The following is a 24,858-nucleotide window of genomic DNA, read 5'->3' on the forward strand; positions in this document are numbered from 1 at the left end:
AGAAAAGAAATGAATAAATTAATTGATCACACATTACTAAAGGCAAACGCAACAAAAGAACAAATACTTACATTATGCAAAGAAGCAAAAGAATATGACTTTGCAAGTGTTTGTGTCAATTCCTATTGGGTACCTACGTGTAAAGAAGCACTAGCTAATTCTGATATAAAAGTATGTACAGTTGTGGGATTTCCATTAGGGGCAATGAGTAGTGCAGCAAAAGCAGAAGAAACAAAGATTGCCATTGAACAAGGGGCACAGGAAATCGATATGGTATTAAATATCGGGGAATTGATTGCAGGTAATGATGAAGTAGTACGCAAAGATATTGCGGCTGTAGTAGATGCTGCAGATGGTCATATCGTCAAGGTTATATTTGAAACATGCTTATTGACTGACGAACAAATTGTAAAAGCATGTCAGTTATGTGTAGAAGCAAAAGCACCATATGTAAAAACAAGTACTGGATTTAACAGTGCAGGTGCAAACCCGCGAGTTGTTAAACTTATGAAAGATACAGTAAAAGATCAGGCGTTGGTGAAAGCCGCTGGAGGGGTTCGCTCAATTGATGATTTACAGGAAATGGTAAAAGCAGGAGCAAGTCGTATTGGAACAAGTTCTGGAGTTGCACTAATGAAAGGTGCAAATACAGATCCAAGTTCTTACTAAAAAGAAAGCTAATCTGGGGAGGAAAATAAGATGAATGAAATGGAAATGCGAAAGGTGCAGTTATTAGCAGATAAAACACGACTTGATGTTTTAAGAATGTTGAAACATATTGGATATGGACATGTTGGTGGTTCTTTATCGATTGTTGAAGTATTAGCTGTACTTTATGGAAAACAAATGCGCTATGATCCAAAAAATCCAAACTGGTCTGAGCGTGATATGTTTGTTTTATCAAAAGGGCATTCAGGTCCAGGATTATATAGTGTACTAGCAAATAGTGGTTTCTTTGATAGAGAAGAGTTATTAACACTTAATGCAGGAGGAACAAATCTACCTTCGCATCCTGACCGCTTGAAAGTTGTTGGAGTTGATATGACAACAGGTTCTTTAGGACAAGGTATTTCTGCAGCTGCTGGAATGGCAACAGGTCTAGCTATGCGCAAGAAAGATCAATATGTATATGCAATTGTAGGAGATGGTGAATTGAATGAAGGGCAAGTGTGGGAAGCTTTTCAATATATTGCACATCATGCATTGCATAATTTAATTGTGTTTATTGATGCAAATAAAAAACAATTGGATGGAACTACAGATGAAGTAATCAAACAATTTGATATTGCCAAGAAAATGGAAGCTTTTGGATTTTATACACAAACGGTTAAAGGTAGTGATATAGAGGCAATTGATCAAGCAATTGAAAAAGCAAAAGCATATGAAGGTAAAGCATTATGTATTGTACTTGATGGAATTAAAGGGGCAGGCGTTCCATATTTCGAGACATTAAAAGCAAATCATTCCGTTAAGTTTACTAATGATGAAATTAATCAAGCAACAGATGATGCAATTGCTAAACTAGAAGCAAAAATAGGGGGAGCAAACTAATGTTTACACTGGATAGAGAAAATAAAAAACCACGACGTGATTTACGCATGGCAGTGGTAGAAACATTAATTGATGTTATGAATACAAATCCAAATGTAGTTGCATTAGAAGCTGATTTAGGTGATGCAAGTGGATTCAACAAAATCAAAGCTGCACATCCAGAACGCTTTATCAATGTGGGGATTGCTGAAGCAAACATGGTTGGTGTAGCTGCAGGACTAAGTCTTATTGATTATGTACCTTTTATTCATTCATTTGGACCATTTGCTTCACGACGTGTATTTGATCAATTGTTTCTTTCTGGAGGGTATGCAGATACAACAATTAATGTATATGGTTCCGATCCCGGATTTAATGCAGGACCAAATGGAGGAACACATACGACATTTGAAGATGTAGCACTTATTAAGATGATTCCAAATTCGATTATTTGTGATGCAGCGGATGATGTACAAATGGAATGGATAGTTCGTGAATTAGCAAAGTTAAAAGGTGTACACTATATCCGTGGAAATAGAAAAGCGGTAAGAAATGTATATGCGCAAGGGTCTACATTTAATTTAGGAAAAGGAAATGTTGTAAAAGAAGGAAGTGATGTCTTATTAATTACTGCTGGACAAATTCTTTCAGATGCACTTGATGCAGCAGAATTACTTCAAGAACAAGGGATTTCTGTAGAAGTAATTGATATGTTTACAATCAAACCATTTGATACAGATCTCGTATTAGAAAAAGTAAAAAATAAAAAAGTGATTGTTACATTCGAAAATCATTCAATCTATGGTGGAATAGGAAGTACAGTTGCAGAAATTCTAGCTGAAAATACAGTGAATGTACCACTCTATCGAATGGGAGTAGATGAACGCTTTGGACAAGTTGGTAGCCAAGAGTATCTACAAAAAGAATTCAACTTAACTGCAAGTGATGTAATTGATACAATAAAACGTGCATTAAGTTTATAAAAAGATGAGAAAAATATATCCATTTGTAGTATGATAATATAGGTCATGCCTCCGTAGTTAAATGGATATAACCCGCCCCTCCTAAGGGTGAATTGTGAGTTCGATTCTCGCCGGGGGTGCCAGTAAACAACGCTGTAAGCCTTTATTCGTAAGGGTTTGCAGCTTTTTTGATTTTTGGAACAGAGAAGCTGACTCACAATTAATAACGGATAAATCTGTCCCCTATTCTGTAATGCTTCGTTCATATTTGCTAATTAGATTCGAACACTTTCCCACATTCTTGCTAAGAAAAATGCTTATTTGCTAATCCCAGAATTTTGGTTAATCAGAGCTGCCAACGTGGTTGCCAGTTCGGGGGACTTCTGAAGCTGCTCAATCAGGGCATTGATATCCAGTGCTGGAGCCTGTGTTTTTTTTCCGGTGGATGCACATTTCTCAAATCAGGATTAGAATAGAAAGCGGTTTCAAATTTTAGAGCATTCACTTTTCTATCTTCATCCAAGATATGAGCGTAGACTTTGGTAACCATATCAATCTCAGCATGTCCGGTATCGCCCTGAGTGGCTTTCAGGTCGCCGTGGTTGAGCTTTAACTTGTAAGTGGTACTAGAATGTCTAAGCGAGTGAAAAACCACGTTAGGAAGCCCTGCACGTTCTTTGAGCTCTGCAAATGCTTTGTGAATCAACCGTTCATCACACGGGCGCCCATTCGGCAACGCAATCACAAGATTATAATCCTGATACTCTTCACCTAAGAATCCTCTTAGCTCATCCTGTACCGATTTCCATTCTCGCATGATGTAGGCAACTGTTTTAGGCAGCCATATTTTCCGGATGCTAGAAGTTGTCTTTGGCTTTTTCAAAATTACCCGTGTGCTTGTATTTGGCATAAGCGGTGTAAAAATGTGGTAGATATCCTGCTCACCAATCATTTCAATTGCACGCTTTGAGCAACGAGTGAGCTCCTTATCGATATAGATATAAGCATTATCGTCAGCAATATCTTCATCTGAAACATGAACATTATCCCACGTCAAACCCAGACATTCACCCATTCGCAAGGAACAAGCAAAGGCCAGGTTCATTGCAATATAGAGTTTCCCGTCACGGCATTCATCCAAAGCAACCCGAATCGTGTTTGCATCCCATATATCACGTTTTTTATATTCAACCTTTGCTAGAATTGTGTGTTCAAACGGATTCTTACCAATCATTTCCCAACGCACTGCCTGATGAAAGGCGCAGCGTAAAAGTTTGTTGATTTGTGAAATGGTTGAATAGGTGACATACTGAGTTTTTGCTTTTCTTTTCATGGCTTCTTTATGGGTATGCCATGTTTCCCATTTTTGTTTTGTTTCGCCTTTTTCATCCACATAGTTATACACCAGTGAATACGATTTTTTTCTTTTTATAATTGAGGCCATACGTCTTTCTTCCTTTCGTGACTAGAGATTTTGTTTATCTAGCCAATCATCAAATGATTTTTTTGAAATTCGTATGGCAGTACCGATGCGTACTGTTTTGAAATGCCCCTCCTTGACCAAGGTATAAGCGGACGTTCTGCCGATATTCAAAATTTCAGCAATATCCTCTACTTTATATGTTCTGGAGTTTGAGGCACAATTAGCATTTACGCATTGCAATGTGCTGTCCATAATGTCCTCCTTTCGGACACAGAGCAGTGCGTGTAAAATAACTTCCATTTATACTTTACCGCGTCTCTACTCAAATGCCTGCTAAAAAAGTAATCGAATTATCCATAAGCATAAAACGGACAGCTACTGGCATACCTAAAGGTATTTCCTTTGGGCACAGCTCCACGGGAATTTCACCCCTCCGGCGGTCTGATACATTTCAGATTCAGCCGCCATAAACCCATACTTTGTGTAGAGAAAAACGAAAGCCACTACCGTCTAAAGTGCGGTTCTGTGCTTACAAATCTGAATTATAGGTGTATTTTTCGACTCAAGCTATTTTCTTATTAAATCGTTTTGTCGGTAATACCATCCACATAAGAACTGCGAATAGTGCAATCCCTATCAATATATAATCACTTTCCTTGACGGCTTTCGCTAGCCAGTATGACGGAAGCACCGAAAAAATACACTGCGCTTTTTCGTTTATGAAAAAAGGTGCTAAAGCTCCAAGCGTAAACAGCATTGTAAACTTGCCCACCGCCATTCCCTCAACTTTATTTGCGGAAAACGCTACAATTAGCAAAGCTGAGCAAACACCTTGCACCGTGCTTACGATTGCCAATCCAATTAACATTGCCGTATTCATGCTTACATGGTGGAAAAGTGCAAACACAATGACACTCATAACCATTGAGATAATTCCTGTTAGACCAAACCGCGATAATAAATATCCTGTTTTCCCCAATGGCGTTACTGCCAAATAGGATATTAGCCGTTCATCAGCTTCCTCTAAAACCACCATTGCGATAACAAAATTATACATTGACGGTGTGAGCATAACTAAAAATAAATCCAGTAATCCGTAGTATGGTGATATGATGTGTTCTATAGCCAGATAGTTAATAAGCTGCATTTCGACTAAGGGAATACCAAACCGAAACAGTAGTCCCACCAAAACCGGCACAAATGCAATAACCAAGAGCATAGGGTCTTTTTTCATCTGCCGGAGCATTTGGGAATAACTCAGTAAAATTGCTTTCATAGCTTTACACCCCCAAGCCTTTTCCACATTTTCTCTGTTGAACCATAAGCAAGAACAAGTAAGAGCGTAAATACAAGTGCAAGGATAGCTATATCATAACCGGCACCGTGCGTACTCCCTGTAATTAAGGCCATGCTACTACTCAGCGGATAAAATCGCAAAATATCTGCCGGATAAAATAGATAAATAAGCGGTGGCACAAAGCATATAATTTCTACAGGTACGGTTGCCATCAGATACCCATTCAAGCTACTTATTCTCGTGGCTACAATCAGTCCCAACAGTGTAAAAATGCCCGAAGTTAAGGCGACAGAAAGCAAGAGCATTGGGATATTATTGCTATCCGCCACTACTGCCAGCACCAAAGAAACCAACACGGATATAACGGCGAGTGAAAGCACTTTAGATAAAATATATTCTATTGTCGTTACAGGGGATACAGCCAGTGCGTTTAATACCCGCTCACTCTTTTCCAATAGCACAATCGCACCCATAAAGAACAGCCCAAGAGCCGCCGGGTCGGAATATATCATCACACTTGCAGCCTTTTCTCGCCATGCTTCGGGAAAAAACAATAGCAACATAATATAGACGACTGAAAAAGTCACATAAAGAAAGTAGAAGCCATACTTTATTTGAAATCGCATATCCCCAAGCAGGAGCTTTATAAACCTCATTTTAGCGTCCTCCCGGTAATTTCAATGAAAATGTCATTCAACGTAGGTTCGCTGCTGTGAATAGACTGTATGCGATTGCTTTTCAGCAATTCTATCAATCTATTGTCCGCCGATGTCTGTGCCAATGGACATTCGCTGGTATGCTTTGTACCATCATGGAATGTGTACTTTACGGTTGCCGCCCCTTTCCGCATTATCAAATTGTGGGGTGTATCCAAGGCTTTAACGTGACCGTCAACTATGAAGGCAACCCGATCACAAAGCTCGGTAGCATCCTGCATATTGTGCGTTGTGAGCAGAATGGTCTTTCCGTGTTTCTTTTCGTCCAATATCAAATCTTTCATTATGCGACTGTTAGTAGGGTCAAGGCCGCTTGTCGGTTCGTCAAGGAATAAAATATCGGGGTCATGTAATAGGGCTTTAATAAAATTTAGCCTTGATCGCATTCCTTTGGAGTAGTCCGACACCTTTTTATCACCGTCGTTTTGAAGCCTCACGCGCTCTAAGAGGGTATCAATGTTTCGGGGCGGCTTTGTATATAGAGAGGCAAAGAATTGTAGGTTTTGGCGTGCGGTCAATTTTTCATATAAGGTCGAATATTCAAAATCAACACCAATGCTTTCATAGAAAGATTGCTTATGCGTTTTGCATTCAACGCCATTAAGTATTGCGCTTCCGTTATAAGTTGTTATTAAGCCGGTCAATATTTTTTGGAGCGTTGTTTTGCCTGCCCCGGACGGGCCGAGGAATCCGAATATTTCGCCCTTTGCTACATGAAAACTCATGTTTTCGATAAATGGTTTATTTGTATAGCTGAAGTCTAGCTTTTCAACAGTTATCATAAATACCTCCCGTATTGACTGAATAAGTCTTTTTGGTCAAATAAAAAGCAAATTTTTTACTTTCCGTGTATTAGCTGTATAACAAGCCCCTTAATTGTCAGCTTTAATGCTTCATCAAAATATTTCTCGCCCACTCCACGCTTGTATACCATAGCGATAAAAAGATTTCGCAATGCCGTTGAAAGTGCATCAATATTATCATTGCCCGGCAAAGAAAGTATGTTCATCACATCTTTAACAAGATCGCTATCGTGCCCAAAATGCTTCTGCATAATTTCTTGTGGTAGCTTGCGATACAACAATTCTATTTCGCCAGTTGTCAAGAGCTTTAGAACACCGGAATCGTCTACGGACTTATAATACCGATAAAGAATGTTGGTCAATCCATCAACTGACACTTTTCCTTGAAGTCCACGCATTTCATCCAAAAGCTGTTTTTCAAGCATATCGTGCTGGTCTTGCAATACTTCAAACAATAGCAATTCTTTTGTCTTGTAGAATAGGTAAAAAGTGCCTTTCGGTATTTTTACACGGTCAATTAAATCATCAACAGTTGTACGCTTCACGCCGTAATTCAGCAGACAATATGTCGCCTCTTCTTTAAGCCTCTTTTTGATATAGGAACGTTCATCATCAGAATATGTTTTTGGCATATATGCACCTCTTTTTGACTAAGTTATTCTTCATAGTCAAAATAGCACTTTTCCATTATTTTGTCAATATATTTGCTGAAAAACGAGCAGATTCGTTTGCAAGGTTTTTCATGGGTCAATGAATATTGCTTGTGCATTTGAAAACGAAAATGACGAATACACTTTTGCTTAGTCATTTGAAACTGTCCAAACATCATGCATATCGTCATTTTTTGCATTATAAAAAAACTTATATCCTTAACCTCTTTAGGTTCTAGTTAAAATTATACATACTCATATAATTTGTTTGTTTTTTCTCGACATGAGTCTTCGCCATCGATAGCATTACTAGATTTGCTAACTGAACTCTCACTCTAATTGTATCTAAGTTTCGCAAATAATGATGCTCAAATCCATAATCACAATCCAACCTTGCATTATACCTTTCAACTGCGGTACGCCCTTTATAGAGTCTTTTAAACTTCTTTGATCCTCTTGCTACTTCGTTGAATATACGCTCATCATCTTTTAGATATAGTCGATATACTTTTCCATTATGCTCATATCTCATGGCTTTTCTTGTTTTGTCATAGCCTAAGTATTTCATAGAATCCGCTTTACCTGTTTCAGGATTTGCGTAATATATATCACCATTTTCATAGTAGTATATGTTCGTATCTTTGTATTGTGTTCCATCTTCATCTTTTCGCATTTTCCTTGCATCAACGATAGGTCTAATCCCTAACCCTCTTGCTTGATTGAATAATTCCTTTCCATCATATCCTTTATCAAGCATTAGATATTTAGGCTTGTGACTTAACTCTTCTACCATTTCCTTCATTACCATACGTTCACTGATATTGGCTTTATCAATATGTACGTTAATTGGGAGTCCAGTTAATACATCCACAATTACGTGCGCTCTAAACCCAAAGAAACTATGTTTTTTAATCTTTTCTTTTCCATTTTTATCTGTAATGAAATTTTCTTTAATAGATACCGATGCATCATTCTCGCTACGGCGCTCTCCATCTGCATGTTCATTTACTCGATTCGCATAACTCTGAATATATTTTCCATCTCCTGCTAACTTTTCTCCAAATCCATCCACATTCTCATAAAAATACTCTACCAGATTCTTTTGAATAGAATCTAGTTCCTCTTGATAATTTTCCAACCTTTGGTAGAATCGCGTAAAGACTGCTTCTCCAGGAACTTTCTTTTTAATACCATCAATATAATCAATATCTCTTAACCCACATATCTTTCGCAAATCTCTATTTCGGTTTAATTCTCTTATAAATGAAGCAGTAGAATTATGTCCTAATACAATTTTTGCGAGAGCCAGATTCAACATCACTTCATTTGGATAATCATTTCTTCCTTTTCCACGCTCACGATTCAGAGAAGTTACCAATGTAGAAACATCTAGTCCCTTGAAACAATATTCTAAACGCAAAAAATCATCACTTACTTCAAGATCTAAACACTCAAAGATATCCATTTGAGTATGTTGCATTCGGAATTTCTTCAAAAGTGATTTTTCTTCAGGAATTAGTAACGATTTTGGTTGTTCTTGTGGTACAATTGTTTGCATAAGAGGTCTCCTGTATTATGTATTGTTTGGTACTTATATTTTACCATGGATTGGCCTCTTATGCCTTTAAATAAAGGGTTTTTGAACCTTTTTTCAATTTGATACGTAAAAACGATGGATTTCACTCATTTCAGAGATAATCCATCGTTTTCTTTGTGGTTTTGGTGCGAAACGAATTTCTCACGTCTCATTTCAACCTGTATTCATCGTGATTATTTAACTAACGAATTGACTCTTTGTGAATGTTAATCTAGAAGAATTAACTATAATCAAACAATATTCTCTCCAAGTATTATTTTTGGCATCGTAGTTAAACATCTTGTCCATCTTTTGTAAAACTGTTCTATTCCTAATTTTGAAACTCTTGCGTGAGTTTCTTCATTCTCAACAACCCAGTATAGTACATAGGTCACTTTACCTACATATCGTGTTAAAGGGATGGGATTTTCACCAGCTTTCACAGCATTAAAGTCTTTTTGTCGATGAGTACGCTTTATGTACTTTACATCGATAACACCTTTTTGTTGCATATAAAATTGTGCAACCTCCTTCATAAGTTGTTCAATTTCATCTTGTTTGTTGATTTTTGCTTCATATATACATATCTCATTAAACATAGTTTCTCTCCCTTCAAATAACAATCATTAAATATATTATAAAGCGCAGTAAATCTTATAGCAACATGGAACATATTGTACATTATGTCATTGAAGAGTTTCATTCAGTAATCTCTAATTTTGTTAGAAATTTTAGGTTATACTTTGATTTTAGTTGCAAAATTCAACAACAATACCTGCAGGGACAGTGATTCTAAAGTTTGTAGGCATTGGCCCTTTGCCGTGAATCGGATCAGGTTGATATCCAAGTTCCATTGCTTTCTGATGTAAGGTAGATAAACTGCCTTCATAAGCAAATGCGATTACCATACCTTCACCAGTAAAAACAGATCCGTTTTTAAACTGAATGAGTTCAATCATGGTTTCACCCTTTTGATTTGCAAGAAAAACGATTTCTCCTATTGGTGAACTGATTGTAAACTGTACAGATAAACCAACAAGTTTTGTATAGAATGTTATAGATTCCTCTATATCAGGGACAAGAAATGTAATGTGTTTTAGTTTCATAATTACCTCCATGGTTGTTGTGATGATTGCAATGTAGATGTTGTGCTTTGTACATCAGAAATAGGAATAATAGATGTTTTGTATACATCTTGCCAAATAAATTAGCATACAAAAGCACTAAGTGTATATGCAACAGGAAATGCTAACCAAACGAATTCGACTTGTCCGCTTAAGGATAAGAAATACACAAGTGGTACAATCAATATGTCGTTGTTGATAAAACGACCGGTCATGAATATATGATGCGCTACTTGAATAAATCAAGTCGCGATCAAGGAAGAACACCCATGCAGTGGAATACAGAGATACATGCAGGATTTTCAACCGCAGAACCATGGTTGAAAGTAAATGATAATTATTCACAAATCAATGCAGAAAATCAAATGCAGGATGAAAACTCCATTTTCAATTACTATCGAAAACTAATTCAATTTCTAAAAGAAAGTGATATAATTGCATATGGCTCATATGTAGAATACTGTGCAGATCATCCAAGTATTTACGTATATGAACGTGCATATAAAAATGAGAAAATCTTTGTGCTATGTAATTTCAGTGCAAATGAAATTACATATGATCCATCTTTATTCCCAAAAGAGAAACATACGATTTTAGCAAACTACAAAGATCAAAAAGGTGGTATCCTTCGTGCATATGAAGCAATTGTATGGAAAGCATAGAGAAAGGGCAAGACGAGTTTTGATAACTTGTTTTGCCTTTTTGCAACTCATAATATTTGAATTTATTGATTTTTTCTAGCATGAATGAGATTTATGAACATATCTACAGCTTCAGGTGTTTGATGGTTAAAAAATAAACTTTCATTGGTATCGAGTGTACTGATTGTATGCATATCATCATCGGATAGGACAAAATCAAAAATATCAATATTTTCTTTCATTCGTTCTTTATGTACTGATTTTGCTAAAGTCACGACGTTTCTTTGAATTAACCAACGTAAGATGACTTGGGCAATACTTTTTCCATATTTCTTTGCGATTGTTTCTAAAGTTTCGTTTGTAAATATATCATTTTTTCCTTCACCAAAAGGTGCCCAAGCTTCTATTTGCACATTGTTTTTTATCATGTTGGATTGTGCATCGACTTGTTGGTGAAAAGGGTTTACCTCAACTTGATTCACTTGTGGTATCACCTGATTAAAAGCACAAATATCAGAAAGTCGATCTGGATAAAAGTTACTAACTCCAATTGCTCGGACCTTTTTCTGTGCATATAAATCCTCTAACGCACGATACGATCCATAATAATCACTAAAAGGTTGATGTAATAAGATAAGATCAATATAATCAATCTTTAGTTTCTTCATTGACTCATGAACGGATGCGATTGTCCTTTCATATCCGTAATTATCAATCCAGACTTTTGTAGTGATGAATAATTCTTCTCTTGGAATACCACATTCTTGAATTGCTTGTCCAACTTCTTCTTCGTTGAAGTACGCTTGTGCTGTATCAATTGAGCGATATCCAACTTGAATTGCATCTAGTACTGCTTGTTTTGTTTCTTCTTTAGAAATCTGAAATACTCCAAAACCTAATATTGGCATTTTCACACCATTGTTTAATTCTACATAGTTCATCTTATACCTCCTTGACGATTATCGTTTGATTCGATATATTTACTATATATTCCGGTAGTTACAACCGGTCAAGAAGGAAATGAGGGAAATATATGTACACAATGAAAGAAACTTGTCAAAAGGTTGGTATGACTTATGAAGCATTAAAATTCTATTGCAATCAGGGTTTAGTACCAAATGTAAAAAGAAACGAGAATAATCATAGAGTATTTGATGATAAAGATGTTGCCTGGATATCAAATCTATCATGCTTGAAGGAATGTGGAATGACCATTCAGGAAATGAAAGAGTATGTGGAGTTATGTCTTGAAGGTGAGAAATCAATTCCAGTACGAAAAGTAATTTTGGATGATAAACGAAGAGAATTAATGCAGAAGTTAGAAGCAATTGAAGAAAATATTGCATTTATTGATACAAAACAAAAGTTTTATGATGATGTACTTGATGGAAAGATTGAATATGTAAGCAACTTAAAAAAATAGAAAAGTTGCTTTTTCTTTTTGATTTTGCTTGACCGGTTGTTGCAACCGGGTGCTAGAGTGAGTGTAGAAAAGGAGATTCAAATGGAATATTTTACAATTGGAAATTCAAATAAAGAAATATCAAAATTATGTTTAGGTTGCATGACTTTTGGTGATGTTGAAAGTGGATTTCATAGTTGGACATTAAACTATGAAGACTCTAAGGACATGATAAAACATGCATTGGATTTAGGAATCAATTTCTTTGATACTGCAAATGTATATTCAAAAGGAACAAGTGAAGTATACTTGGGAAAAGCATTAAAAGAACTGAATGTTGATAGAAAAAAGGTGTTTATTGCTACTAAAGTGTATTTTAATGATGGAAAACTCTCAAGAGAAGCAATCCTTCGAGAAGTTGATTTATCTTTAAAAAGACTTGAGATGGAATATCTTGATTTATATATCATTCATCGTTTTGATAAGGATACACCTATGGAGGAAACGATGGAAGCTTTAAATGAATTAGTTACATCAGGAAAAGTGAGACATATAGGAGCAAGTGCAATGTATGGATATCAATTCCATAATATGCAAGAAATTGCAGAAAAGAATGGATGGGCAAAATTTGAAACGATGCAAAATCATTACAATATGATCTATCGTGAGGATGAGCGAGAACTTATTCCTGTGTGTAAGCAGTACGGGACTTTGTTGACTCCATATAGTCCATTAGCAGCAGGACGTTTAGCACGTAGTGAATGGCATACAAACACATTACGAAGTAAAACAGATGAAACTGCAGTAGGTAAATATGATGCATTTGAAGAAGCTGATAAAAAGATTGTTCAAAGAGTTATTGAATTATCAAAAACGCATCATTGTACTATGACACAGATTTCATTAGCTTACTTATATGCAAAAGGTGTATCTGCACCAATCATTGGAGCAAGTAAGGAAAAATATATAGATGATGCCGTAGGTGTCTTTGATGTTAAATTAACTCCTGAAGAGATTGCATACTTAGATGAATTGTATGTGCCTCATAATGTAGTAGGTGCGCTATAAAATATTCGTAAACACATGATTCTGTGATATATTAAATGTATGAATAACAAGAAGCAATTAGATGTATTCCAAACTGCGAAATACAGATTTTATTTTGTTGTAGGTATACTATGCATAGTGAATACCATTTTGTCGTTTAACTTATTTACCATTTTATTGGGACTGGGTGGTATCGCCTTAGTATTGTATGCATATACCTGCTTACACAAACAAAAAAATATACTTAAAGATTTACCAAAGCCATTTCAATACATATGTCGAATGGTTGTTGTATGTTTTATGGTAAGTTTTCTATGTATTGAATCACTTGTAATCTATCAAGGAATGCAAACAGATGATATAAAAACGGATTATATTGTCGTACTAGGAGCAGCGATTAAGAACGATCAACCAAGTACTGCACTTCGCTATCGTCTAGATGAAGCTTATGAGCAATATAAAAAGAATCCAAGTGCGAAGATTATTTGCAGTGGTGGTAAGGCAAAAAATGATGCATATAGTGAAGCAAAAGTAATGCAAATGTATCTAGTGAAACAAGGTGTTCCAAAAAGTAGCATTTTGCTTGAAGAGAAATCTAAGAATACTTCACAAAACTTACAATACTCGTATGATCTAGTTCATGATGCGAATGCAACATTTCTAATTGTGACAAACAATTTCCATGCATATCGAGCAAGTATTCTTGCTAGTAAAATTGGAATGCATGCGTATAGTGCACCATCGCAAAAACTCATAAACGGTTTTACTGCCAATTATATACGAGAATATTTCTCCGTCATAAAATCGGTTATATTAGATTAAAAAACCAAAACCCTTGAAATTGGGTTTTGGTTTTTATGTTATACGATACGGTTTGTTGTTTCTGCGTCGTAAAAGTGGATTTTACTTAAGTCAAATGAGATTTTAATATCGCTATGTGCTTTAATTCCTAAGCGAGTAGCTACTTTAGCAATTACGCTTTCTCCATTAATGAGACCATGTAAAATACTTTCGTGTCCAAGTAACTCACTGATATCCACGTGGAAGTCAAATTGTGTACTTGGATATGTATCTGCTACGATATTATCACAGTAAATATCTTCTGGACGAACACCCATAATAACTTCTTTACCGTTGTATGGTTCTAAGTCTTTGACCATACTGTCGAGAACTTCTATTTTGTGATCACCGAAGGTAAAGTGTTTGTCTTCATAAGTTCCGGTTAAGAAGTTAGTTGCTGGTGCTCCAATAAATCCTGCGACAAATATATTAGCAGGGTTACTGTAAATTTCTTTAGGCGTTCCAATTTGTTGAATGTATCCATCCTTCATTACAACAATACGAGTTGCCATTGTCATGGCTTCTGTTTGGTCGTGGGTAACATAGACTGTGGTTGCATCTACGCGTTCGTGTAGTTTAATAATTTCTGAACGCATTTGCACACGTAATTTTGCATCTAAGTTACTTAAAGGTTCATCCATTAAGAATACTTTTGGATTTCGAACAATTGCACGACCTAGAGCGACACGTTGTCGTTGTCCACCTGAAAGTGCTTTTGGTTTACGATTTAAGTACTCTGTTAAACCAAGAATTTCTGCTGCATGGTTTACTCTTTTTTTGATTTCTTCTTTGTCCATTTTTTGAAGTTTTAAGGCGAATGACATATTGTCAAACACACTCATGTGCGGATATAGTGCATACGATTGGAATACCATTGCAATGTCGCGATCTTTTGGTTCAACGTTATTCACCAACTTTTCATCAATGTATAAATTACCTGATGTAATTTCTTCAAGTCCTGCAATCATTCGAATCGTTGTACTTTTTCCACATCCTGAAGGTCCAACGAATACGATGAACTCGTTGTCTTCAATTTCTAAATTGAAATCGAATACTGCTTGTACGTTATTATCATAAATTTTATTAATGTTTTCTAGTTTTAATGTTGCCATATTATGTATCTCCTATGTACTTTTATTATAACTTTAACAATGGAGAACGACTATGTGCACAGTGACTAAATTTTTAAAGCAACAAGCAAATATGCCAGCGCATGGATACTTTTTGCTTCGTTGAGTTCTAAATCAAAGTGCTGTTCCAGCTTATGTAAACGATATGTCATCGTATTGCGGTGTACATAGAGTTCTTTTGCGCTTTTCATCGTATTTCCATTATTTTTGATGTATGTATGTAAGGTATTTCGCTCTTCGTAATCCAATTGTATGATTTTATTTCTCATCATGTTACATAAGGCCTCATCCTGTTGAAAAACAAGGCAATGAAACAAATAATCAGAAATTCCATAACTTCCTAGTGGCTGTTGTTTTAAGAACGTTAGCACACTAGTTGAATCAAAGGGGTGGCTTGTATTCGTAAACAAGATTTTTACATTGATTGAAAAATCAAGAACCAAGTTACTGACCAGTGTCTTTGGATCATCAATGAAGGAACTGCGAAGGATTAGTAGCGCATGCTCCGCAGTTCCAATTCTTTGACAATCATATAGAGATAAAAGGGCTTCTTCCACAAATTTTTGATTTGGGTAAATATAAAGTGTTGTCATAACACAAGTATATCGTTAATCTACTAACTTTTCCAATTTCCAAATATCATTTACATAATCTTCAATTGTGCGGTCGCTTGAGAAATATCCAGATCGTGCAATATTGATTAGTGCTTTTTTTGTCCAAGCTTGTTGATCTTTGTAAAGTGCATTTAGATGTTCTTGCGCTTTAACATATGCCTTGAAATCTTTAACAACCAAATAGTAGTCATTTTCTTTTTCAAAGTAGTCTAAAATTGGTTGGAAATCTTTTAATTCTTTAATGTAATCCAAGATGAACGTAATCGTTTCATCATCTTTGATATCATCTTTCACCTTGTAATCTGATGCATGGATTGCAAACACATCATCTTTTAATAGACCAAATATTTCGATGTTATCATCACCAACAAGTTCATGGATTTCAACATTTGCTCCATCCATAGTACCTAAAGTAAGTGCTCCATTCATCATGAACTTCATGTTTCCTGTTCCACTCGCTTCAAATCCTGCAGTAGAAATCTGCTCAGAAATATCTGCAGCTGGAATCAGTTTTTCTGCATAACTTACGTTGTAGTTTGTAACCATAATTACTTGTAGCTTGTCAGCGACACGTTCATCTGCATTGATGATATCTGCCATCGTACGAATCAGTTGAATTGTGTTTTTTGCTAATACATAGCTTGGAGCTGCTTTTGCACCAAAGATAAATGTCTGTGGATGGAAGTTTTCTTTGAAAGTTTCATCATTAAGTAAACGTTGGTACAGATAAATGATATGAAAAACATTTAGTAGTTGTCTTTTATATGCGTGAAGACGCTTAATTTGGATATCTAAGATGGCATCTTGATTAATAGAAATTCCTTCGTGTTTTTGGATATACGAGCTTAATTTCGTTTTATTTGTTGCCTTAATATCCATCAGTTGTTGGAGGACTTTTTCGTTATCTAGTTGTTGTTCAAATGCTTTAAACCACTCGATTGGCTTTTCCATTAAACGATCATCAGAGTGACTTTTTACAAGTGATGATAAGTCTGGGTTTGCATAGTGGAACCAACGACGTTGTGTAATACCGTTCGTCTTGTTGTTGAATTTTGTTGGATAGTGATCTGCCCAAATTTTCATTTCTTTTTCAACAAGGATTTTTGTATGTAGAGCTGCAACTCCATTCACGCTAAAGCTACCTACGATAGCTAAGTTTGCCATGTGAACTTTCTTTTTTGCAATAATTGCCATTTTTTCTACTTGTTCCTTTGTGTAGTTGTATGGCTTTAATGACTCTAAGAACATATTATTGATATCTTCAATCATTTGATAAACTCTTGGTAATAGATTCTGAAGCATTTTTGCATCCCATGTTTCGAGAGCTTCCGCCAAGATGGTGTGGTTTGTATATGCAATACACTTGGAAGTAAGCGCAAATGCATCTTTAAAATTGTATCCATGTTGATCTATAAGCACACACATCAATTCAGGAATTAACAAAGTTGGATGTGTATCATTGATTTGCATCACTACATGATCAGCTAGATTATCTAACGTTTGGTGTGTTGCTAAGTGCTCTTTTAGAATGTTTTGTAGTCCAGCACTTACAAACAAGTACTGTTGTTTCAAACGTAATTCTTTTCCTTTAGTTGTTGAATCATCAGGATATAAACAGCTAACAATATCCATAATGTCTTTCTCATATGTATCGAAGTTTTTTTGGTTCTCAAGAGGTAGTACGTCATACATACGCAAACGATTTGCTGTATGTGAAGCACCTACAATTGGCATATCATAAGGCATTGCCAATACATCAACTGTATCAGTTAGTGAATATGAACCATCTTCTGCTTTATGTAGGTTTCCGTAAAATGACACGGTTGTTGCATCATCACTGATTTTGTTTTCCCAAACGTTACGGTTGTTTAACCATAAATCTGGTAACTCTACTTGTTTATTGTCAACAAATGTTTGTTTGAAAAAACCATGACGATAACGTAGGGTAATTCCGTGTCCTGGATAATTCAAAGAAGCGATCGAATCCATAAAGCATGCAGCAAGTCTCCCCAGACCTCCGTTACCTAAACCAGCATCTCCTTCTTCGAACTCAATATCTTTAATTGAAACACCGTATGGTTCCAGTACTTCATCAATTTCATCGAAGATATTCATGTTTTGTAAGTTGTTAATGAGCAAACGTCCCATAAGAAATTCCATTGAGAAGTAATACAGTTGTTTAGCATCTTGTTTCTTCGTTAAAACTGATGTGTTTTCGATTTCTTTTGCAGCTAAGTTTTGTGTAAGTGTTGCAACTGTAATGTACATTTCATTTTTACTTAGTTGTCCAAATTCCTTCGAAAAAAGTTGTGTGGCAGTTTCCTGCAGTTGATCTTGAATAGTTAGCATTTAATTTTCCTCCCATATAATTCGTAACGCTAAAGGTTCTAGTGTTAATGAAGTTGATGTCGTTGTTGAGTATAAAACTTCATATTCTTGTATTTGCAAATCAAATGTTTTTGATTCATGCAAGTTTGCATTTGCTAGTATATATAAATGTTGATTTGCATCTTGGTAATGAAAGATAACTTGATCTTTGTCTGGCGTTGCAATGTATGCTACGTTTTCTTTTTTGCGTAAAAGATTTTTATATTTTGTTTTGATCTTAGCAATTTGAAATAAAGTTTCCATGAATGATTCATAAGCACTGTCATAGTGAAATTCGTATTTATCAAACAATGCAAGTTTCATATAATACGCATCATTTTCATCAAGTGCATACAGTGTATTTTCATCGACATCGACTCCTGTATTCATGGCTTGTTTTTCAAGCAGTTCTTGACCCGAGTTCATAAATGGGGCAAAGTTGTATGCAAATTGATTTAGTATCGTTATCAATAACGTTGTTTGATATCCACCTTTACGAGAAATGAGCCTTGGTGTATCGTGGGTTTCACCCGCAGCAAATACCATTGTCGGAAGACACATACCGTTGTAATAGAAATCACGTGTTAGTTGTTCATGAAAGCGATGTGTATGATAAAATCCATCACCGATAATTAAATCATAGCCTAGTGCTTTTGCTTGCTCGGTACTTTTTTTAGTAGCGGTTAGTTCTTCTGCAATAAAATAAAAATCTGATTTACATGCTTTTGCCTTCGTGATAATTTTTCTTGTTAGTGGTTCTGGTAAGGCATGTCCCATATCCGTTCTTGCACCATCTAAGTCAAACTTCTCAATGTAATACGGTAAGATATTACTTAAGGTATCCCATAAAGATTCGTTTGGTATCTCTCCAGGAAATAAGTTTGCTTTGATTGTATCAAACAAGATATATGGAACCTTTGTGTCCGTAAGTTGCTTTTCTGTAACGATTTTTGGCTGGTCCATATAAAGACGGAAAAATGTAACATCACTCCAAGCAGGTTGTACATCATTAATTTGATCGCTGAATGCCGGAGCAACTGTCATATTGAATGTTTCGCGAATTAACTCCAATGGATTCAATGACGAATCTGCTTGATAGCGTGCAACAAGTGCATCCCATTTTTTTGGATCACGAATATTAGGAGCTTCCTGAAATTTTGCAAGATGTTCTTTTGTCTCCTTTGCAGCATACAGTTGTTGTAGATATTTTTCTTCTGTTGCAGTTGTCGGTGGAATTCCATTAACTTTTGGTGGTTTATATCCTTGCAAATCATCAAGTCCAATCCAGTAAAACCAATCTGGATGAGACATAAGAAGAGTCGTATTTACAGAGTTTGTTCTTGGAATGATATCAAGAACAACACGCATTCCTAAAACATGACATGCTTCAACGAAGGCAGCAAATTGCTCGTCTAGACTTAATTCATCCTTTGTAATAGGATCAAATAATTCTTCATCAATAGCGAAAAAGTTACTGACTCCATAAACGGATCCTAATTCACCTTTTTTGTCCATCCGTGAATATTGCATGATGGGTAATAAATAAATGACGTTGATACCCATCGCCTTTAATGTTGGTAAGTATGCAATCATTTTCACAAAGGTACCAGTTTCCTTAAACCCATCTGTATTTATTAGCTCAACTTGTTGATCTTGATTATGATCAAAGGTCGTTGAAGTCCGGATCATCGTGGAATAATAATATGCATCGCGATAATCTCTAAGTAGTGGTTCAGGATGATCTAAGATATAGTCGATTTGCTCCTTGTAGTATTGATAAGGGTTTACTTTGATAATCTTTTCATCAGTTTTTTTGTGGGCAATATACGTCCAAGCTTTTGGTACATAATAGGTTTGACAATCGTCTTTTTCGTACATTTCTAAGACATTTCTTAGCTTTCTTAATGTGGTTTGTTTCATTGTTTTTCCTCACTAATTCAAGTTCATTATACAAAAATGGTAGGGTTTTCATAGGATAAATACGTTGGAAACAATTCCAAGTTTTTGTTTTGCATGAAACTTGTAGAAATGAAGTCATTTTAGAAATAATTGATGCTATACTATAACTATAGGAGGTGTTTATGGCTAGTATAAAAGATGTTGCAAAGCATGCAAATGTAGGAATTGCAACGGTTAGTCGTGTGCTAAATGAATCGGGATCCGTCTCAAAAGAAACACGTGAACTTGTCTTGCAGTCCATTAAGGCACTTGGTTATGTACCAAACGAACTTGCTCGTAACTTTCAAAAAAGACAGACAAACTTTATTGGTGTAATTGCACCAAGTTTAACACACCGATTTACTTCGGAATTGCTGTCTCAATTGGAACGTGATCTAAGCGACCTTGGCTATTTTCTTTTGTTATTTGTGTCAAATCGTGATGTGAATAAAGAAATTGACTATCTTGAACGTCTTAAGTCGCAACAGGTTGCTGGGACAATTATCGTTGCTCCATTCATTAGCGTGGAACGTTCGTATCAGTTCGCCGATTTACCACTAGTTGCTTTTGATCGAATCATCAACCCCAAGATTCCTTGTGTCCATGTAGATAACTACAAAGCAGCAAATGATCTAAGTGTACGCTTACTATCCAAAACAAAAAAGAAAGTGTGTTTTGTAGGGTTTGCCGCTGATCCAAAAAGTGATGCGCAAAAACGTTTGCTTGCATTTAAGGATGTTTGTAAAAAAGCAAATCGTGAATTTACCGTATTTGACATGATTGGTTATGCAAGTGACTTTGAATTTCTAAGTGAGGTCTTTCAACAAACAAAAGACTGTGATGGATATTTTTTCGCATGTGACTATCATGCACAGTTATTTTTAAACATTGCACTAAATCACGATATAAAAATCGGTAAGGATATTTTTGTGGTTTCATTTGATGGTTTAAAAGGAACGAAAAACATTCGCCCATTGCTGACAACAGCAGTACAAGATATGCCTGCTATTTCACAGGCATTAATCAGTGCTTTGATGCGTCGTATCAATAATGATCAAGATGTTCCTGAAGAAATCGAAGTACCATATTACATTCAAAACGGAGAGACTTGTTAACGTAAAACAAGCTCTTTTTTTTGCTATATAGATAATAAGGGGTCATTTTTTACAAGATTTTAACACAGTATAAGTTGGAAACTTTTCCAAGAGTTTTCGCGTTGACTGGTAGCGCTACCAATGCTATATTGTGGATGAAAGCAATTTCAAAATATTCTAAATCTAGGAGGAGAGAATGAAATGAAGATCAAAAAACTTATTAAAACTTCAATGGCTGCACTGATGACATTGTCACTAGTAGCTTGTGGAGGGGGATCAGATGATGGTGGTAGTGATAAGACAACAATTAAAGTCTTAAACTTAAAACCAGAAATTGATGAAGCTTTAAAAGATTATGCAAAATTGTATAGCGAAAAGAATGATGTAAAAGTTGAAATCGAAACATGTGGTGGTTCTAACTGTGATTATGCAGGAAAACTAGACCAATATATTTCAGCTGATAAAATTCCTGACATCTTTGTCCTAGAAGGACGTGCAGGATTTGAAGACAATAAAGAAATTCTTGCTGACATGGAAGGTGAAGAATGGGTAGCTGATACTGACTACGCTTACGAAATGGACGGTAAGGCTTACGGATTCCCATTAGGTGTTGAAGGATTTGGATTAACGTACAATAAAGACATTCTTGATAAAGCAGGAATTGATCCAGCAACATTAACAAGTTACGATGCTTATGTTGAAGCATTCAAAACATTAGATGCGAAAAAAGATGAGTTAGGAATTACAGCTCCAGTTGCAATGGCAACAGGAAGTGGTATGTACTGGGTAACTGGTAACCACAGTTTTAACTCATATTTAAGTGGAAACTTAGAAATTGGAGATACACATGTTCTTGATGAATTAAATGAAGGAACAGTTGAAGCAGATCGTATGTCAGATTATGCAGATATGATTGAACTTATCTTCAACAACTCTGACAAAACAGTATTATCTGCTGCTGGTGACCAATACGCAAACCAAGTAAAATTATTTACAGATGGAAAAACAGCATTTATTCACCAAGGTAACTGGATTGAAGGTGACGTAGCTGATATGGAAAACATTGGAATTTCTCCAGCTCCATACGGAGATGACAACGCGATTTATATCTCAGCACCAAGCTACTTTGCAGTATCAAACCGTAGCAAAAACGTAGATGCAGCAAAAGCATTCTTAAACAGTATTTATGCAACTGAAGAAGGACAAAACTTTATGTATGTGGAAGCAGCTTCTGTTTCACCATTTAAATCAATTGATATTACACCTACAACAAGTCTAGCTAAATCAGTACACGAATCACTAGTTTCTGGAAAAGGATGTCCATGGAACCAAAATGATATGCCAGCCGATTTTGGTATGCAAAAATTAGGACCTGTTCATGAAGCCTTCGCAAAAGGCGAAATCACAAAAGATGGATTTGTGGAACAAATTACGAAGTTAATTGTAGGACTTAAATAATACGTATATGACAATGAGATAGGCTATCGCCTATCTTGTTGTTTATAAGGGAGGTACATATGTTACAAACAGTAAAAAAATTAATGAATAAATCAACCTCGTTTTGGTTTTTATTACCAACAGTGGCCATGTTTATCTTAATCATTATTGTTCCATTTTTAAGAGGGATTTACCTGTCATTTACAGATTGGAACAATGCAGTACAATCTACATTTAACTTTGTAGGTTTAGACAATTATCTTGGGGTCTTAAAAGAACCACAATTCTTATACTCATTACAGTGGACATTTATTTACACAGCAGTAAATGTCATCGTTGTGAATGTGATTGCAATAGGATTGGCAATACTCGTTACTCAAAAATTAAAACTAACCAATTTATATCGTGCAGGATTCTTTATTCCTAACCTCATTGGTGGAATCGTTCTTGGTACGATCTGGATGTTTATTTTCAATTCAGCAATCCCGTATATCGGGGAGGCACTTGGCAATAGTTTCCTAGCAGAGTCATTTTTAAATAATGCAGGAACTGCTAAATTTGCTTTAATTCTTGTTGGAACTTGGCAATACATTGGATACATTATGATGATTTATATTGCTGCAATTCAAAATATCCCTAAGGATTTAATTGAAGCAAGTAGTATTGATGGAGCAAATGCATGGCAACGCTTTCGTAATGTAGTCTTACCAATGATTCGTCAATCCATCACAATTGGGACATTCTTGACATTGGTAAATGCGTTTAAACAATATGATTTGAACTTAATGTTAAGTAATGGAGGGCCTGCACAATTTGGAGCAGGTGGAAGTATTCAAGCAACACAATTATTATCATTAGATATTGTAAAACGTGGGCAATTAGGAACCATTGAAAACATGCGTGCATCAGCACAATCAGAAGCAATTATTTTCTTCTTGATTCTATTCGTGATTTCGATGCTTCAAATGCACTTTACAAAAAGCAAGGAGGTAGAAATGTAATGTCAAAAAAGATGAGACGAACGTTCCTTGAAGGAACTGCAATGATACTATTCTTTATTTTTATCATTCCATTTATTCTACTTGTGATTAACTCATTTAAAAGTAAAGATGCAATCCTGGACAATCCCTTTTCGTTGAGTGGAATTTTGGAAACTGGATTTGATAACTACATCAATCTATTCTCTGATAGTACCATCAATATTGGAAGTGCATTTCTTACAAGTGTATTTGTGACAATTGTTGGTCTAGTACTTGTTGTCTTGTTTTCTTCGATGGCAGCTTGGGTGCTTGTGCGATCAAAGAAATGGTGGAGTAAGATCATCTTCTTGATGTTTGTTGGGTCGATGGTTATTCCATTTCAAGTAATTATGTTTCCTTTGATTTCAACGCTTTCTTCATTTTCGAAAGCAACAGGAATCGAAACATTGGGGAATGTGTTCTTCCTTCCAATCGCTTATTTGGCATTTCAATCGTCATTATCAATTTTCATGTACCATGGATTCATCAAAGGAATTCCAAAGGAATTAGAAGAAGCAGCAATGATTGATGGGTGTAGTCGTTTTCAAACATTCCGTTTGATTATTCTACCCATCTTAAAACCAATTACTGTAACCGTAGTTTTATTGAATGGAATATGGTTGTGGAATGATTACCTTTTACCACAAATGTTGTTATTAGGTAGTGACACCATTACTTTACCGATTGCAATTAACCGTTTGGCTTCACAATCATACGGAACAAATTACGCAGTTTTATTACCTGCAGCAGTATTAACGATCTTACCAATTATTTTACTGTTCATTAAAGCTCAAAAACATATCATCAAAGGGATGGTAGAGGGAGCAGTAAAATAAAAAAATAATAGGAGATGGACTTATGGGTGAACATAACACATATAAATGGTGGAAAGAAGCTGTTGGATATCAAATTTATCCAAAAACATTCTTTGATGCAAATAACGATGGATATGGGGATATCCGTGGTATCATTGATAAACTTCCATATCTCCGCGAATTAGGCATCGACTTTATCTGGATTTGTCCATTCTTTGATTCACCTTTGGATGATAATGGCTATGATATTCGCAATTACTACAAAGTACATGAAAACTTTGGGAATATGCAGGATATCAAAACATTGATTGCAAAGGCCAAAGAAATGGATATTCGAATAATGTCATTAAGTTAAGCAATAGAATTGTAAGAGGAGTCAATTAATTTTGACCCCTCTTTTTTTCTATTGACTTTTACTACAAAATTTGGGCGC

At 35.7% G+C, this 24,858-nt stretch carries 26 protein-coding genes and 1 tRNA gene; 13 read left to right on the forward strand and 14 right to left on the reverse strand.

Annotated features, from left to right (window positions below; translation table 11 throughout):
* Positions 1-9 precede the first annotated feature (9 nt).
* The 4 genes from deoC (at position 10) to EDD63_RS02690 (ending at position 2,635) form a co-directional block, all read left to right on the forward strand.
* Entirely contained in the window at positions 10-669 is a 660-nt protein-coding gene (gene deoC / locus EDD63_RS02675; protein ID WP_134168231.1) for a deoxyribose-phosphate aldolase, read from the forward strand.
* Positions 670-699: 30 nt separating this feature from the next.
* Positions 700-1,551, forward strand: coding sequence for a transketolase (locus EDD63_RS02680; RefSeq protein ID WP_134168233.1), 852 nt, complete (start codon positions 700-702; stop codon positions 1,549-1,551).
* Positions 1,551-2,513 carry a transketolase family protein gene (locus EDD63_RS02685; protein WP_134168235.1) on the forward strand — a complete coding sequence of 321 codons (963 nt, stop codon included), beginning with the start codon at positions 1,551-1,553 and terminating at the stop codon, positions 2,511-2,513. The genes EDD63_RS02680 and EDD63_RS02685 overlap by 1 nt, the downstream gene beginning before the upstream one ends.
* Before the next feature lie 47 nt (positions 2,514-2,560).
* Positions 2,561-2,635, forward strand: a tRNA-Arg gene (locus tag EDD63_RS02690).
* A gap of 254 nt (positions 2,636-2,889) precedes the next feature.
* Here EDD63_RS02690 and EDD63_RS02695 read toward each other — a convergent pair.
* The 9 genes from EDD63_RS02695 to EDD63_RS02735 form a co-directional block, all read right to left on the reverse strand.
* Entirely contained in the window at positions 2,890-3,936 is a 1,047-nt protein-coding gene (locus EDD63_RS02695; RefSeq protein ID WP_134168237.1) for a site-specific integrase, read from the reverse strand.
* 21 nt (positions 3,937-3,957) lie between these two features.
* Positions 3,958-4,167, reverse strand: coding sequence for a helix-turn-helix domain-containing protein (locus tag EDD63_RS02700; RefSeq protein WP_134168239.1), 210 nt, complete (start codon positions 4,165-4,167; stop codon positions 3,958-3,960).
* 310 nt (positions 4,168-4,477) lie between these two features.
* Positions 4,478-5,191: an ABC transporter permease gene (locus EDD63_RS02705; RefSeq protein WP_134168241.1), complete on the reverse strand. Its 714-nt coding sequence runs from the start codon at positions 5,189-5,191 to the stop codon at positions 4,478-4,480.
* Positions 5,188-5,868: a fluoroquinolone export ABC transporter permease subunit gene (locus EDD63_RS02710; RefSeq protein ID WP_134168243.1), complete on the reverse strand. Its 681-nt coding sequence runs from the start codon at positions 5,866-5,868 to the stop codon at positions 5,188-5,190. Before EDD63_RS02710 ends, EDD63_RS02705 begins: the two co-directional genes overlap by 4 nt.
* Positions 5,865-6,710, reverse strand: coding sequence for an ABC transporter ATP-binding protein (locus EDD63_RS02715; RefSeq protein WP_134168245.1), 846 nt, complete (start codon positions 6,708-6,710; stop codon positions 5,865-5,867). Before EDD63_RS02715 ends, EDD63_RS02710 begins: the two co-directional genes overlap by 4 nt.
* 56 nt (positions 6,711-6,766) lie before the next feature.
* Positions 6,767-7,363: a TetR/AcrR family transcriptional regulator gene (locus EDD63_RS02720; protein ID WP_134168247.1), complete on the reverse strand. Its 597-nt coding sequence runs from the start codon at positions 7,361-7,363 to the stop codon at positions 6,767-6,769.
* A gap of 253 nt (positions 7,364-7,616) precedes the next feature.
* On the reverse strand, positions 7,617-8,939 hold the full coding sequence (locus tag EDD63_RS02725) for a transposase (protein WP_134168249.1): 1,323 nt from the start codon (positions 8,937-8,939) through the stop codon (positions 7,617-7,619).
* 269 nt (positions 8,940-9,208) lie between these two features.
* Positions 9,209-9,556, reverse strand: coding sequence for a hypothetical protein (locus tag EDD63_RS02730; RefSeq protein ID WP_134168251.1), 348 nt, complete (start codon positions 9,554-9,556; stop codon positions 9,209-9,211).
* Between the two features lie 150 nt (positions 9,557-9,706).
* Positions 9,707-10,063, reverse strand: a complete 357-nt coding sequence (locus EDD63_RS02735) for a VOC family protein (RefSeq protein ID WP_166667523.1) — start codon at positions 10,061-10,063, stop codon at positions 9,707-9,709.
* 182 nt (positions 10,064-10,245) lie between these two features.
* On the opposite strand from EDD63_RS02735, the gene EDD63_RS02740 reads away from it, so the two are divergent.
* Positions 10,246-10,743 (forward strand): alpha-amylase family glycosyl hydrolase, encoded by a 498-nt coding sequence (locus EDD63_RS02740; RefSeq protein ID WP_481748722.1) that lies wholly within the window; start codon positions 10,246-10,248, stop codon positions 10,741-10,743.
* A 62-nt stretch (positions 10,744-10,805) separates the two neighbouring features.
* On the opposite strand, the gene EDD63_RS02745 is transcribed toward EDD63_RS02740, so the two are convergent.
* Positions 10,806-11,663, reverse strand: coding sequence for an aldo/keto reductase (locus EDD63_RS02745; RefSeq protein ID WP_134168257.1), 858 nt, complete (start codon positions 11,661-11,663; stop codon positions 10,806-10,808).
* A 92-nt stretch (positions 11,664-11,755) separates the two neighbouring features.
* Here EDD63_RS02745 and EDD63_RS02750 point away from each other — a divergent pair, with 92 nt between their 5' ends.
* From EDD63_RS02750 to EDD63_RS02760, 3 genes are all read left to right on the forward strand, one after another.
* A complete protein-coding gene (locus EDD63_RS02750) occupies positions 11,756-12,145 on the forward strand; it encodes a MerR family transcriptional regulator (RefSeq protein ID WP_134168259.1) in 390 nt (129 codons plus the stop codon).
* Between the two features lie 81 nt (positions 12,146-12,226).
* Positions 12,227-13,192, forward strand: coding sequence for an aldo/keto reductase (locus tag EDD63_RS02755; protein WP_134168261.1), 966 nt, complete (start codon positions 12,227-12,229; stop codon positions 13,190-13,192).
* 39 nt (positions 13,193-13,231) lie between these two features.
* Positions 13,232-13,993 (forward strand): YdcF family protein, encoded by a 762-nt coding sequence (locus EDD63_RS02760; RefSeq protein WP_134168263.1) that lies wholly within the window; start codon positions 13,232-13,234, stop codon positions 13,991-13,993.
* Positions 13,994-14,031: 38 nt separating this feature from the next.
* Here EDD63_RS02760 and EDD63_RS02765 read toward each other — a convergent pair whose 3' ends face one another.
* The 4 genes from EDD63_RS02765 to EDD63_RS02780 all read right to left on the reverse strand — a co-directional run bounded on the left by EDD63_RS02765 (position 14,032) and on the right by EDD63_RS02780 (position 20,042).
* Positions 14,032-15,123 carry an ABC transporter ATP-binding protein gene (locus tag EDD63_RS02765; RefSeq protein ID WP_134168265.1) on the reverse strand — a complete coding sequence of 364 codons (1,092 nt, stop codon included), beginning with the start codon at positions 15,121-15,123 and terminating at the stop codon, positions 14,032-14,034.
* Positions 15,124-15,188: 65 nt separating this feature from the next.
* Positions 15,189-15,734, reverse strand: coding sequence for a helix-turn-helix domain-containing protein (locus EDD63_RS02770; protein WP_134168267.1), 546 nt, complete (start codon positions 15,732-15,734; stop codon positions 15,189-15,191).
* Positions 15,735-15,749: 15 nt separating this feature from the next.
* On the reverse strand, positions 15,750-18,104 hold the full coding sequence (gene glgP, locus EDD63_RS02775) for a glycogen/starch/alpha-glucan family phosphorylase (RefSeq protein ID WP_134168269.1): 2,355 nt from the start codon (positions 18,102-18,104) through the stop codon (positions 15,750-15,752).
* Positions 18,105-20,042, reverse strand: coding sequence for an alpha-amylase family protein (locus tag EDD63_RS02780; RefSeq protein WP_134168271.1), 1,938 nt, complete (start codon positions 20,040-20,042; stop codon positions 18,105-18,107). It lies immediately after the preceding gene.
* Positions 20,043-20,203: 161 nt separating this feature from the next.
* Here EDD63_RS02780 and EDD63_RS02785 point away from each other — a divergent pair, with 161 nt between their 5' ends.
* The 5 genes from EDD63_RS02785 to EDD63_RS02805 all read left to right on the forward strand — a co-directional run bounded on the left by EDD63_RS02785 (position 20,204) and on the right by EDD63_RS02805 (position 24,780).
* Positions 20,204-21,175, forward strand: coding sequence for a LacI family DNA-binding transcriptional regulator (locus EDD63_RS02785; protein WP_134168273.1), 972 nt, complete (start codon positions 20,204-20,206; stop codon positions 21,173-21,175).
* Between the two features lie 180 nt (positions 21,176-21,355).
* Positions 21,356-22,612: an ABC transporter substrate-binding protein gene (locus EDD63_RS02790; protein ID WP_134168275.1), complete on the forward strand. Its 1,257-nt coding sequence runs from the start codon at positions 21,356-21,358 to the stop codon at positions 22,610-22,612.
* Between the two features lie 59 nt (positions 22,613-22,671).
* Complete coding sequence (locus EDD63_RS02795; protein WP_067421856.1) at positions 22,672-23,592, forward strand: carbohydrate ABC transporter permease; 921 nt, start codon at positions 22,672-22,674, stop codon at positions 23,590-23,592.
* Positions 23,592-24,446, forward strand: a complete 855-nt coding sequence (locus tag EDD63_RS02800; protein WP_067421858.1) for a carbohydrate ABC transporter permease — start codon at positions 23,592-23,594, stop codon at positions 24,444-24,446. Before EDD63_RS02795 ends, EDD63_RS02800 begins: the two co-directional genes overlap by 1 nt.
* Before the next feature lie 22 nt (positions 24,447-24,468).
* Positions 24,469-24,780 carry an alpha-amylase family glycosyl hydrolase gene (locus EDD63_RS02805; protein ID WP_134168276.1) on the forward strand — a complete coding sequence of 104 codons (312 nt, stop codon included), beginning with the start codon at positions 24,469-24,471 and terminating at the stop codon, positions 24,778-24,780.
* Positions 24,781-24,858 lie beyond the last annotated feature (78 nt).

Origin of the sequence: Breznakia blatticola, assembly GCF_004365815.1 — a bacterium.
Taxonomy (GTDB): Bacteria; Bacillota_I; Bacilli_A; order Erysipelotrichales; family Erysipelotrichaceae; genus Breznakia; species Breznakia blatticola.